This window comes from Luteolibacter ambystomatis (assembly GCF_018137965.1).
In the GTDB taxonomy this organism is placed as follows: domain Bacteria; phylum Verrucomicrobiota; class Verrucomicrobiia; order Verrucomicrobiales; family Akkermansiaceae; genus Luteolibacter; species Luteolibacter ambystomatis.
Genome location: NZ_CP073100.1, coordinates 2,806,126 through 2,820,608 on the forward strand (window position 1 = coordinate 2,806,126; position 14,483 = coordinate 2,820,608).

General features: G+C 64.6%; 4 protein-coding genes. All 4 read left to right on the plus strand.

The window, feature by feature from the left end:
- Window positions 1–132 precede the first annotated feature (132 nt).
- A complete protein-coding gene (locus KBB96_RS10730; RefSeq protein WP_211629407.1) occupies window positions 133–2,385 on the plus strand; it encodes a DUF6797 domain-containing protein in 2,253 nt (750 codons plus the stop codon).
- A gap of 29 nt (window positions 2,386–2,414) precedes the next feature.
- Complete coding sequence (locus tag KBB96_RS10735; RefSeq protein ID WP_211629408.1) at window positions 2,415–2,678, plus strand: helix-turn-helix domain-containing protein; 264 nt, start codon at window positions 2,415–2,417, stop codon at window positions 2,676–2,678.
- 192 nt (window positions 2,679–2,870) lie between these two features.
- Window positions 2,871–6,182, plus strand: a complete 3,312-nt coding sequence (locus KBB96_RS10740; RefSeq protein WP_211629409.1) for a beta strand repeat-containing protein — start codon at window positions 2,871–2,873, stop codon at window positions 6,180–6,182.
- Between the two features lie 395 nt (window positions 6,183–6,577).
- On the plus strand, window positions 6,578–14,452 hold the full coding sequence (locus KBB96_RS10745) for an Ig-like domain-containing protein (RefSeq protein ID WP_211629410.1): 7,875 nt from the start codon (window positions 6,578–6,580) through the stop codon (window positions 14,450–14,452).
- Window positions 14,453–14,483 lie beyond the last annotated feature (31 nt).

Here is a 14,483-nt window from a genome sequence, read left to right on the forward strand (position 1 = left end):
CCGCAGTCAGACGGCAGTGCGCGAATCGCGCATTCCGTCGATTTTTCCGTAACCTCCCCAAGTCTTCCAAGTATGCCCAAGGGCCGCGGTTATTGGCCCTTTCCGCCTATTTATTCGTCCGCTTACCCCGTTATGCTCCGCACCACCACCTGCCTCGCCACGCTGGCCGCCAGCACGGCGGCCCTCCACGCCGCGAACTGGTATGAAGAAATGCAGATCGGCCCCGCGTGGTCGAACACCTTCGACGACACCTTCCAGGGCCAGAAGCGCCTGGCTGCCGTCAAGGGCATCCTCCTCGACCTCGGCGACGGCCAGTCCCACGCCCTCTTCGACACCGAGACCCTCGGCCTCGTCAACGCCTACTCCGGATTCGTCCACTGGGGCGGGACCCCGTGGACCGGCAAGCACGCCGTGCTCGTCGCCCTCGCCGATGAAACCCCGGTCTTCAACACCGCACGCGGCACCGCCAAATGGGCCGATGCCAAGGGCTCCTTCGAGGACTCCCGCAAGATCCCCGGCTACGGCAACTTCGACCACGCCCGCTTCAACGGCTACTTCCGCTCCGGTTCCACCATCGTGCTCGACTACACCGTGCTCGGCAGCCGCGTGCTCGAAACCGTCTCCGCCAGGGATGGCACCGTCACCCGCTCCTTCGACCTCGCCGAGCGCAAGAGCGACCTCACCACCGTCGCCGCCGATGAGGCCAAGCCTTTCACCGTCGCCGCCGACGGCCTCTCCGCCAAATCCGAGGACGGCCTGACTGTCACGACCAAAGGCGGCAAGCTCGCCGCCGACCCCAAGTCCCCGGGCCGCCTGCTGCTGCGCTTCGCCAAGGGTGACAAGACCACCGCCCAGGTCGCCTACGCCCGCGGCGCCGAGCCGAAGCCCGCCGGGGCTCCCGATTTCGCCACCCTGCTCAAGGGCGGCGCCCCGCTGTGGAAGGACAAGATCACCACCGAAGGCAAGGTCTCCACCGACACCAGGGAACCCTACGCCACCGACATCGCCACCCTGCCCACCGGCAACCCGTGGAAGGCCAACCTGCGCTTCGGCGGCTTCGACTTCATCGATGACGACAGCGCCGCCCTCTCCGCCTGGAACGGCGACGTCTGGGTCGTCAAGGGCCTCAAGGGCGACTGGAAGCAGCTTGTCTGGCAGCGCGTCGCCTCCGGACTCTTCGAGCCGCTCGGCGTCAAGGTCGTCAACGGCATCATCCACGTCAACGGCCGCGACCAGATCACCCAGCTCATCGACCTCAACGGCGACGGCGAGATCGACCAGTTCAAGGCCTTCAACCGCGACGTCTACGTCACCGAGAACTTCCACGAGTTCGCCTTCGACCTCCAGACCGACAAGCAGGGCAACTTCTACTTCTCCAAGGCCGGCCCGGTGAAGTCCGGCGGCCGCGGCTTCGACAAGACCCTGCCCAACAACGGCACCATCAACAAGGTCAGCGCGGACGGGAAGAAGCTGGAAGTCGTCGCCACCGGCCTGCGCGCCCCCGGCGGCGTGGGTGTCGGCCCCAACGGCGAGATCAGCGCCGGTGAGAACGAGGGATCGTGGGAACCGGCCTGCAAGATCAACTTCGCCCGCGCTTCCGAGCTGCCGGTGTTCTTCGGCTGCGAGCCCACCCGCCAGGAGCTCGGCAAGGGCAAGCCCTACACCGAGCCGCTGTGCTACCTGCCGATGGACATGGACAACTCCGGCGCCTCCCAGGTGTGGGTGCCGGAAGGCGCGAAGTTCGGGGTCAATCCCGGCGAGATGCTGCACCTCTCCTACGGCCAGTCCTCGATCTACCGGGTGCTGCCGCAGCGGGCGGGCGACCGCCTGCAGGCCGGAGTCTCCAAGCTGCCAATCAAGCTCCAGTCCTCGGCGATGCGCGCGCGCTTCGCCACGGACGGCTCGATGTACGTGCTGGGCTTCCGCGGCTGGCAGACCAATGCGGCCACCGAGTGCGCGTTCCAGCGCGTGCGCTACACCGGCAAGCCGGTTCCGGCACCGGACAAGTATGAAGTGAGCAGGACCGGCGTGAAGCTGCACTTCGCCCAGCCGCTGGACGCGGAGCTGGCGAAGGACCCGGCGAGCTACGCGGTGCTGCGGTGGAACTACGTGCGCTCCAGCCAGTATGGCTCGGGCGAGTTCTCGGTGGACCACCGCGATGCGGCGGCCGAGGAAGCCGCGATGACCAAGGAGTCGCACAACGTCAAGCAGCGCGACAAGGTGACGGTGACCTCCGCCACGCTGTCGTCGGATGGCAGGACGGTGGAGCTGGCGCTGGAAGGCATGAAGCCCTCGATGCAGCTCCAGGTCGGCTACGACCTCGAGGACAAGGACGGCAACCCGGTCAAGAGCAACGTCACCGGCACCGTGTACAGCATCCGGTGAGATGCATCCTTTGAGCCGGACATCCGCCCGTGGACCCCGTCGCCCAACAAACCGATCTTTTCCTCAAGGCACTGGCCGGCACCTTGCGGAGCATCCGCGAGGCAAGAGGCCTTTCCCAGATCGAACTGGCGGAGCGGGCGGGGGTTTCCCGGACGTGCATCGCCTACATCGAGGACGGAGCCAGGCGACCCACGGCGGATACCCTCAAACGTCTCTCCTCGGCATTGAGCCTTCCCCTGCACCAGATCATCCGGGCATCGGAAGAACCCGGCGCAACGTTTGTCACCACCTGAGCGACGTTTACCAAAGGTTGCTTTCGAGGCAGGATTGGAAGATGGCTCCAAGAGGTCCGGTTCGTCATGTCACCAAGGGATGCATGTCCACATCCGTCGCCCCGTTTCATCGTGGACCGGAACGACCCATGCGGCCATGGGTAGAATTGCCAATTACGCGAAAAATGAGCCGAAGCCATGGTTCACGGCGTAATGTACCCCAAACCCCTCATCGCCATTTTCCTCGCCTTGGCCGCCGGATCGGCCACCGCCACCACCTTCACATGGACGAATACCGCCGGAGGCTCCTGGGCCACTGCGGGCAACTGGAGCAGCGCGCCAGCCTTCGCGGCCGATGATCTCGCGGACTTCTCCACGTTGAACATTACCGCCAATGCCGTCACCACCCTCGATGGCAGCTACACCCTCGGTTCCTTGAAATTCGGGGATGCCACCACCGTCTCGAACACCTGGACGGTGAACGCGGGCACCGGCGGCACCCTCACCCTCGCCACCACCACCGGCAATCCCACGATCACCACCGTCGCCGCCGCGGACGCGGTCACGCTCAACGCGCCGATCGCAGGTACCCAGACGATCGTGAAGGCCGGCGCGGGCACGCTGAATCTCACCGGAGCGAACACCTTCACCGGTCTCTTCCAAGTCGATCCGGTTGCCAACTCCATCGTCAACGTCAGCGGCAACCAGTCCGCCGCCACCGGAGGATGGAACATCCGGGCCGGTGCCACGGTCAATTTCCAAGCGGGATCCACCATCGCGGTGGCCAGCGGCAAGTCCATCACGCTCGCAAACGAAAGCGGGGCCAGCCACACGTTGAATGCAGCAGGCACGGTCACTTCCAGCGGCACCCTCTCAGTGCAGGCAGCGGGCAATGTGAATCTCAACTCAGGAGCCGCCTGGACCCAGAACGGCAGCATGACGATCCAGCCCAACACCTCATTCGCGTCCGCGCAGATGACGGTGAACACCGGAGCCTCCTTCACCTACGCGGGTTCCACGGCGATCACGCTGGCGGCCAGCCCCGGTTCCAATGGTGGCAGCGGCTCTCTGAATCTCAGTGGTGGCACCTTTACCACCGGCAGGGGTTTCAACAACAGCAGCAGTGGCACCGCTGGTGCCGCCAATCTGAACTTCTCCAACGGCGGCACGCTCAAGCTCTCCGCTGACATTGCCACTCTCGCCACGACCAACACCCGTCCGTTCAATATCACCCTCGGCACCGGCGGCGGCAAGACCGACACCAATGGTTTCAACACCACCCTGGCGCTTCCGATCACCGGCACTGGCAGCCTTGAGAAACTGGGCACCGGCTCCCTCACCCTCACCGGCGCGAATACCTACACCGGTGCAACCACCGTTTCCGCTGGCACGCTCTCCATGTCCGGCGCGGGCTTCAGCGACACCGCCGCCCTTTCCGTGGCGACCGGTTCCGTGCTCAACCTGAACTACACCGGCACCGATACTGTCGGATCCTTTCGCATTGACGGTGTGGCCAAGGCCACCGGCAAGTGGGGCCGCACCGGCTCCATCGCCGCCCTCGGAGCGGACTATGAATCCAGCCTCATCACCGGAGATGGCCTGATCAACAACACCAACACCGCCTCCGATCTCTACTGGGATGGCACCGGCACCAGTTGGGGTTCGAGCGGTTCCTGGACCGTCGACCCCTCGAATGCCGCCATCGACCCCACCAACAGCCCGGTCGCGACCACTGCCGTGCTCTTCGGAGCGAACGGACTGACCACCACCCAGCAGGTGGATCTTGGCGGGAACCAAGCCGTTTCCCAGCTCACCATCAGCAGTCCGGTGGCGTTCAATTTCGCAGGCGGCGGGACCACCAGCAATCTCACGGTCGGAAGCTCCGGCATCACGCTGAATGCCACCGCAGGTAACACCACCTTCGGCTCCGCCACCGCGGGTCAGGAAGTGAACCTCGTGCCCACCGGCGCGGAAACGTGGACGAACCTCTCCAGCTCCACGCTCACCGCCGTGAACGGCCTGGCGCTCGGAGCCAACACGCTCACCACCGCGGGCAGCGGCAACTTCACCTTCGGCGGCGCCATCACCGGCACCGGCGGCCTGAACAAGCTGGGTGCCGGCACCCTCGCCCTCAACGGCACGAACACCTTCACCGGTAACAAGACCGTAGACCGCGGCGCGGTCACCGTCTCCGGCAACCAGGCCGCCGCCAACGGCTCCTGGATCCTCCGTGGCTACGGTGACAGCGGCACCACTTACAACACGGTGGTCACCTCCGTCACCCTCAATGCCGGTTCCACCTCCGCGGTCGCCTCCGGAAAGACCGTCCAGCTCGGTAATACCGCTGCCGCCGGCAACTTCCAGCTCCAGACGTTCACTGCCAACGGCACCATGACCAACGACGGCACGCTCTTCGCCGGTCGTGGCGGCACTCTCAATGTGGGAGGAGCCTGGACCCAGAACGGAGCCGCCACCGTAGCCACCCAAGGCGGTGTGACGGCCACCTTGAGCATCACCTCCGGAGGTTCCTTCACCTACACCTCCGCGACCCAGTTCCTGCTGAGTTCCAGCAGCACCCACGCCTTCCTCAATATCGACGGCGGAGTCCTGACCACCGGCGCGAAACTCCACGACGCCAACTCGACGTTCAATGCCTCCTCGGTCTCGAAGGTGACCTTGACCAATGGTGGCAAGATCAAGCTGTCCGCCAACATCGCCGATCTCTTCACGACCGCTGGAGGAGCAACTTCCTTCCAGGTCGGCACCGGCGGCGGCATCGTGGACACCAATGGGTTCTCGACCACGCTCAATCTTCCGATCACCGGCACCGGTGGTCTTACCAAGGCGGGTACGGGTACTCTGACCACCACCGGCGCGAACACCTACACCGGGAATACCACCGTCACCGGCGGCACGCTTTCACTGTCCGCCGCCAACCTGGATGACAACTCCTCGGTGACCATCGCCACCGGTGCCACCCTCGATCTGAACTTCCTGGGCAGCGACACGGTGAAAGCTCTCACCATCAACGGCACCGCGCTGTCCGCCGGCACCTACAGCAGTTCGACCCATCCGGGATCGATCAGCGGTGTGGGCCAGATCACCGTCCAACCCGCCTCCGGCACGTTCGCCTCGTGGGCCGCGGGTCTCGGGCTCAGCGGCAATCCGAACGCGGACTTCGACCATGATGGCATCGCCGATGGTGTCGAGTTCGTGCTCGGCACCGATCCGAAGGTCGCCAACAGCGGCTCCGGCATCCAGACCCAGAAATCCGGCAACAACCTGATCGTCACCTTCAACCGCGTCGACTCCTCGGAAACATCGGACATCACCCTGGTGGTGGAAGCCGGAACCGATCTGGCCACCTGGCCGCAGATCTTCCAGGCCGCGGACACGACCGCCAATTCCACTCCGGGAGTGGTGGTCACGGAAAACGGCACCGCACCGGACACCATCGTGGTCACCATCCCCACGAGCGGCGCTCCGATGCTCTTCGCCCGCGTCCGGGTGATCGTCTCGCCCTGATCCGGCATGGCATGATTTCCAGGCCATGACGTCTCCTCGGAGAGACCCGTCATGAGGTGCAACACATGCGCCGGCTTTGCCCGATCCAAGGGGGGGAACAAAGCCGGCGCATGCTATTTTCCCCCCTCGCGCGCCGTGGGCAGAATTGCCCATGGCAGAAAGTAGCACGCCTCTCCACGATCCACGGCGCAATGGGTTCAAAGCCTTCCATCCCGTCTGCCCGCCGCCGGGTCCGCATGGCAAGTCCATGACCTGACACGGCACCCCTGCCAGGGTCCGGCTCCGGGGAAAGGCGGACACTGGAACCCACACGCCTGTGCGCCGGTATGCCCCGTGGCAGACCGGCGCATTTCATTTTCCCGGCCCTCTTGCATTTCGTTCACCGCCACCCACCCATGAATACCCTACACACCACGGCAGCCATCCCGGCTGCAATCGTCCTGCAACTGCTGCCCTTCGTGGCCCAGGCCACCCCCACCTACAACTGGGACCTGCAAACCCACTACCCGGGCGCGGAGCCATTGCCATCCAGCTTGACGTCCCAACAGCTCGCTTCGATCAACCAGCTCGATGACTGCTATCCGCAGGGGATGATCACGCCGAATGGAACGGGACTCACCCCCGCGGAGATGAACGAGGTAACGGCGATGCCCGCCTACTTCAGCCTGAGCCGCAATCCCACCACGGGGGTTCTCAGCGGTCGCGACATTGTGATGGATGGAGATCAATCCGCCGTCGCCCAGCCCGATGTGACCAAGCCCGCGAGCTTCTACGCCGACTTCACCCTCAAGGTGGAGCGTCTCACGGACCTCTATGTGAAAGCCAACACCGGGCAAGCCCCACAGCTCGAGCAGACATACTCCGACCTGATCGAGCATTTCCTGGATCTGAACTACCTGCCAGGGGGCAGGGCGCCCGGTTATCTACCTGTGGGCAATGGCTACCTCTGGCGTGATCATGGCTGGAAAACCCTGCGGATGATCGACAAGCTCTCCGCGGACAAGCGTGATCTCTACGCGCTGAGCCTCGCTCATGTCTGCGGGTTTTCCACCCTGCTGCCGGACGACTCATGGTCTTCCACCGACGTTTACGTCAACTACTACCCGACCGCGAACAAGGCACTCGCGCTGATGTCGGACACGCCTGCGAAATGGCAGCTCATCAGGCGGCTGCGCCGCGGCATGGATGTCTCGACCATCGGCCGGGAGAATGACCCGGTTTCGCCGCTGGTGCCGCTCGATGGTTCCATCATCCACCACAACGGCTACGCCAGCAACTATGCCTCCTATTCCTATGCCGGGCAGTTGGTCATGCACACCAACTGGACCACGGCCGGGTTCACCAGCGCCTATACGGCCCAGGCCATCGTGAACATGCGCCGGGCCTCGCTGGCGTGGTGCTTCACCACCACCGGTGGACTGAATCCACTGCACCAGATCAGGGAAGGAAATTTCCCGTCCGGCACCTCGCTGGGCGACGGTGGTGCGGGCAATGGACCGGACTTCGCCCTCAAAGCAGCCAACCTTACCAGTGCCTACTATGGCACCCCCATCGCCGATGATTTGGAAATGGCCTATGCCGCGATCTCCAAAACCGGTGTGGGCAGCACGGCACTCCCGACCCAATGGCGGACCATCACGCCGCCCGCGGACCCCGATCCCACCTCACCGCTCTACACCGCCACCCTCCAGGGACACTATTCCCGCACCACCAATGGCACCTCCATCCAGCGCGGACCGGGCGATTGGGTTGTCTCGCTCCGCGGCCAGCCAACCCACTGGACCGGCGCCGAGTCCCGTTCCGACATGGGCCTGCCGCCTCATTTCATTAAAAAAATGCTGCATGGATCGCTGGAGTTGATCACCACCGGCAAGAACGGCCGCAAGCCGAACGAGGTGGACTCCGGCTACCGCTATGAGGGCTGGAACCCCAGCTACTACCCGAATGTGACCTGCCCGGACTATGCGCCCGGCGATCTCCTCGATTGGAAAGTCTGGGCCTATTTCAGCGGGGAAAGCAATCTCACGGGCAGCGCGAACCTGCGGGATTGCGGCGTGTGGATGAATGAAGGAACGGCCAGCAAGAGCGCCTTCTTCCTGGGCAACCGCATCGTGCTGGTGACCAACAATGTCACCGGCAATGGACTGCACACCGGCCTGATCCAGACCGCACACGATACCCCGGCCTCCGAGCCGCTGCTGCTCGACGGCGCCTCCAAATCGACCGATGGCACCTGGACGCTGGCCGCCGGTGGCAACCACAAGATCGTGGACCCGCGTGGCAACGCCTACTACGTCCATGCGGACGCGGCCACCCCGCAGATCCAGGCCCGCCGCGGCAACCAGGACTGGACCTACTCGCTCGCCAGCCAGTGGACCGGCACCGGCACCGCGCCGACCTTCACCTACGCCTCGGATTTCCTCGCCCGCATGAACGAGTTCACGCCCACCACGGCGAACTACTCGCGGGTGTGGTTCGATCACGGCGCGTCCGCGACCAATCAGGCTCTGACCTACACGGTGCTGGTGAAGCCGCAGCCGGGTGGTCTGGACAACTACGCCACCGCCATGGCCAGTCCGGCCACCGCTCCGGTCACGGTCACGAAAAGCACCAGGATGCACCGCTACCAGGACCGCGCCACCGGCACCAACGCCATCGCGGTGTTCGATCCAAACGAAGCGGTGCAGATGGGTGGAATCGCCACCGTGAATCGTGCCGGAGCCTACATCTGGCGCACCGATGGCGATCTGCTGCGCCTCAGCATCAACTCCTCGCAGACGGAAAACACGGCGGCCTTCCAACTCGCGCTCACCGGTGAGTGGACGCTCGAATCGCAGCAGGGCACCTACAGCGTCACCGTGACGCCGAATGCCGGCGGCACGACGGTGTCGCTGTCCTACCGGGATACCCCGCAGAACCTGGTCCTGCGCCGGGTCATGCCGCAGGTGGTGGTGACGGCACCCGCGAACAACACCACGGTGAACGCACCCACCAGCCAAACGGTTGCCGCGAACGTGACCAGCCACGGCCACACCATCGCGAAGGTACAATTTTTTGATGGCACCACCTCGATCGGGGAGGACGCCACCGCGCCCTATGCCGTGACTTGGACGACATCCACGCTGGGCAGCCACAGTCTGAGCGCCCACGCGGTGATCTCGGCGACATCGTCCGTGGACTCGGCAGCGGTTGTCGTTTCCGCAGTGAACACGGCACCGGTTTTCACTTCGGATCCGATCCAGGCGAGAGCGGTGGTGAACACCTCTGTCGTGGGTAAACTCGTTGCCACGGATTCGGGGTATTCGGAAATCCTGGCTTACGCGAAGGTCTCCGGCCCGGCGTGGCTGACAGTGGCGGCGGATGGCACTTTGGGTGGAACTCCCTCCAGCGGCAACCTGGGAACCAACACCTTCACCGTGCGGGTCACGGACAGCTACGGAGCGCAGGCCAATGCCACGCTTTCCATCACCGTGGGGCAGACCAATGCCGCACCGACCTTCACCACTTCCCCCATCGCCAAGCCCTCGGCTACTGAGGATGCGGGATACTCGGGCACCTTGGCAGGCTCGGCCACCGATGCGGATGCCGGCGACTGGATCACCTATACGAAGGTGAGCGGCCCGACCTGGTTGCAAGTGGCGGCGAACGGCGCACTCAGCGGCACGCCCTCCAACAGTGATGTCGGAGCGAACACATTCACCGTGAAAGCCACCGATGGTGCCGGGGCTTATGCCCAGGCGACCTTGAATCTCAATGTCACCAACGTGAACGACGCGCCGGTGTGGGCGAACCCAGCTCTCACCAAGGCGGATGCCACGGCAGTAGCCGCTTACTCCGCCAGCGTCGCCACCGACGCAAGCGATGCGGACGTGGGCGACACCCTCACGTTCACCAAAGTCGCAGGCCCGGCGTGGCTCAACGTGGCGGCGGACGGTGCGCTCTCCGGGACTCCCACGAGCAGTAATGACAGCGGACAGTCCTTCACGCTTCGGGTCACGGACTCCGCCGGAGCCAGCGCGGATGCCACGCTTACCATCGCTGTGAACGTCAATACAGGAGATGGAACCTGGGTGAATGCCGCGGGTGGCACGTGGAATACCGTCACCAACTGGAACGCGGCCACCATCGCCGATGGCGCGAACCGGATCGCGGATTTCAGCACGCTGAACCTCACCTCAAACGCGGTTGTGACACTGGATTCGACTCATGCCGTCGGCCAACTGAAGTTCGGCGATACCACTCCCAGCCACAATTGGAGTTTGAACGGATCCACGCTGAAGTTTTTGACGACGACCGGGAATCCGACCATCCAGGTCAATAACGGCACCGCCACTGTCGGCACGGTGCTTGCGGGCTTCCAAGGTTTCACGAAAACCGGTGCCGGAGCGCTCACGCTATCGGGAGCGAATACCTATACCGGCGTCACGACCGCAAGTGATGGTTCCGGATTGGTCACGGTCAATGGCAACCAGAACGCGGCCACCGGTGGTTGGCTCATTGGTCCCGGTTCCAGTGCCGCCACCACCGTCACCTACGCCGCGGGAAGTCAGCTCACTGTCAACGCGGGCAAGCAAATCCGCATTGGCAACATCGGAGCCACCGGCACCTCAAGCCAAACCTTGAATACCGCGGGCGCGGTCGTGAACGCCGGCAGCCTGCTGGTCGGCCGCCCGGGTGTGCTCAATGTGGACACCGGTGGCACCTGGGATCAAAGCGGCACCATGAGCATTGCTGCACAGGGCGGCTACGGAGCGACCATGAATGTGAAGAACAGATCGGTGTTTTCCTACTACGGAAGCTCCACCGTGAAAGTGAACGGCGCGCCTGGCAGCGGCGGCCCGGCGAACCTGACGATCGACGGCCTCTTTGCCACCACTGCCGGATTCGAACAGACCACGACGACCACCGGCTATGGCCGGGTCACCTTGCAAAACGGCGGCACGATCAAACTCGCCGCGAACATTCCCGCGCTGTCCACCAGGGTGCAATTCATGCTCGGCACCGGCGGCGGCGTGATCGACACCAATGGCTTCGCAACCTCCCTCGATCTGCCGCTCACCGGCGTCAGCGGCTTCACCAAGTCGGGCGCGGGCATGCTCTCCCTCACCGCCGCGAACACCTACACTGGCGCAACCAACGTCAGCGGTGGCTCATTGGTCGTGAATGGCTCTCTCTCCATCGGTGCTGTCACCGTTCAAAGCGGTGCGACCCTCGGCGGTTCTGGCGCAATCGGCGGCGCGGTCACCGTGCAAAGTGGCGGCACGCTCGCTCCGGCCGGTGACTTGACCGTGAACAATGCCGTCAGCCTCGCGGGCAACACGGTGATGACCCTTGGCCGGACCGGTGCCACGCTCTCCAACACCCGGTTGAAGGGCGTGACCACCCTCACCTGTGGCGGCACTCTCACCGTGACCGATGTTGGCACGGATGTGCTGGTCATGGGAGACACGTTCCAGTTATTCAGTGCCGGCGCCTACACGAGCAGCTTCAGCGGCTTCACGCTGCCCCCCCTGCCGAACGGCTTGAGCTGGCACACCGGGAAGCTCTCCACCGAGGGCATCCTCACCGTGGGTTCTCCGCCGCTGCCTGTGGACGATAGCGTGACCACCGCCGAAGACGTCGTGAGCACCTTCGCCGTGATGGCGAATGACGGCGACCCGGACGGCGACACGCTGTCCTTGTCCTCCGTGACCCAAGGCGCGCACGGTTCCGTGACGATCTCGGGAAGCAACGTGCACTACACTCCGGCGGCGAACTACAACGGCTCGGACAACTTCACCTACACCGTGACAGACTCCACCGATGGCACCGCCACAGCCACCGTTGCGGTCACAGTCACGCCTGTCAACGATGCCCCGACGTTCACGGCGAACCCGATCACGGGTGCCGGTGCCACCGAGGACGCGGCTTTCAGCGGCAGCGTGGCCGGCTACGCCAGCGACATCGATGCCGGTGATACGCTGACGTTCAGCAAAGCCTCCGGCCCGGCATGGCTGAACGTGGCCGCAAATGGCACCTTGGGCGGCACTCCAGCGAATGACGATGTGGGTATGAACCATTTCGTCATCCGGGTGACCGATGCGGCGGGTGCCACCGCGGACAGTTCGCTCGCCATCACCGTTGCCAACACCAACGATGCACCGGCCTTCCCTTCCAATCCGGTGATTGGCGCGAATGCCACCGAGGATGTTGCCTACGGCAGCTCTCTCGCGGGCACCGCGAGTGACGTGGACGCGGGCGATACGCTCAGCTACTCGAAGGTGGGCGGTCCCACTTGGCTGGCCATCGCGGCAAATGGCACGCTTTCCGGGACTCCCGTGGCTGGCGACGTCGGCTCCAACAGCTTCACCGTCCGAGCCACGGACAGCCAGGGAGCCACCGCCGATGCCACGCTGACCATCACCGTTGGCACCCTCTACTACAACGGCACATGGACGAATGCGAACGGTGGCTCTTGGCCGACCGTCGCGAACTGGAGTGGCGAAGTCATGGCGAACGGTCCCGGACGGACGGCGGACTTCAGCACCCTCAATCTCACCGCGAATGCCACCGTCACGTTCGATGGCGCTCGTAAGATCGGCACTCTGATCTTTGGCGACACCACGCCGAGCCACGACTGGACCCTGAATCCGGGCAGCGGCGGCACGCTCACGCTTTCCACTCTTTCCGGCACGCCCACCATCCAAGTGAACAACCGCAGCGCCAACATCGGCATCGTGCTCGCGGGCACCCAGGGGCTCACCAAGGCTGGCACGGGATCGCTCACGCTTTCCGGCGCGAATACCTACTCCGGCACCACCACGGCCAATGCAGGCACCTGCTCGCTCAACGGCGATCAATCGGCGGCGAACGGCGGCTGGACGATCAACGCCGGAGCCACGGTGAATGTCCTGGGCGGTGCGACCCTCGCAACAGCGGGCGGCAAGTCGATCTCTCTGGCGAACAACAGCACCGCCGCCCACGCCCTGAATGTGGCGGGCACGGTGACGAACAACGGCAGCCTGTCGGTCGCAGCCCTGAGCACGGTCACCCTCAACTCCGGTGGAGCATGGACCCAGAGCGGCAGCATGGCCATCCAATCGCTGGCTTCCTATGCCAATGCCCAGTTGACCGTGAACAGCGGCGCATCGTTCACCTATACCAGCGGCACGGACATCAAGCTGGCGGCCAGCAGCGGCACCGGCGCGGGCAATGGCACGCTGACGGTGAATGGAGGCATCTTCACGACCGGCAGGGGCTTCAGCAATGCCGCCAGCGGTACTGGCACGGGATCCGCCAACCTGATCCTCACCAATGGCGGCACCCTGAAGCTGTCCGCGGACATTCCCACGCTGATCATCACCAGCGGGCGCCCCTTCACCTTCCAGTGCGGCACGGGCGGCGGCGGTCTCAACACGAACGGATTCTCCGGCACCCTCGCCCTGCCCATCTCCGGCACCGGCGGTTTCACGAAGTCCGGCTCGGGCACGCTCACACTCTCCGGCGCGAGCACCCACACCGGTGCGACCACGCTGGAGGGTGGCACGCTCGCGGTCACCGGTTCGCTGGGCGCCACCGCAGTGGACGCCAAGGCCAATGCCACGCTGGCCCTGAAAGGCAATCTCGGTGGCAGCCTCATCGTGCGTTCCAGCGGTCACCTCGCATTCGATGTGGCCGCCAGCCCCGGCGCCCAGGTGACACGAACCATCGCCGGCATCCTCACGCTGGATAGCGGAAACATCATCGACCTCAGCGCGGCGTCCACACCCGCGGCCGGAACCTATGTGCTGGCGACCGCATCTTCCATTTCCGGCACACCCGGCACGGTCAACCTGCCAGCCGGGGTTTCCGGTACGGTATCCATCGTAGGAAACAACCTGCAACTGACGATCGGCAGCGGTTTCATGGCGTCGAACGCTCCGGCCGGAAACGATGCGACCGCCGCCCGCAGCACGCTGGCCCTGGCGCTGGGAACGGATCCGGCCACCGCCAATTCGTCCGCTTCCGGAACCGGCATCACCACGCGGCAATCCGGCGGCAACTTCATCGTGACCTTCAGCCGCGACGATGCCTCCGAGAACTCCGGCCGGCAATTGCTGGTGGATGCGGGCGATTCACCGGGCGTGTGGACCCAGGTCTTCGTCATCGGAGCCACCACCGCCACCTCCAGCCCCGGCGTGGAAGTGATCGAAAACGGCGGGACTCCGGACACCATCATCGTGACCATTCCGCTCAACGGCTGCCCCAGCCACTTCGCACGCCTGCGGATGGCCGGGACAAGCGGTGAGTGACACGGCGGTCCGGAAGAAAAAGAAAAAGGAA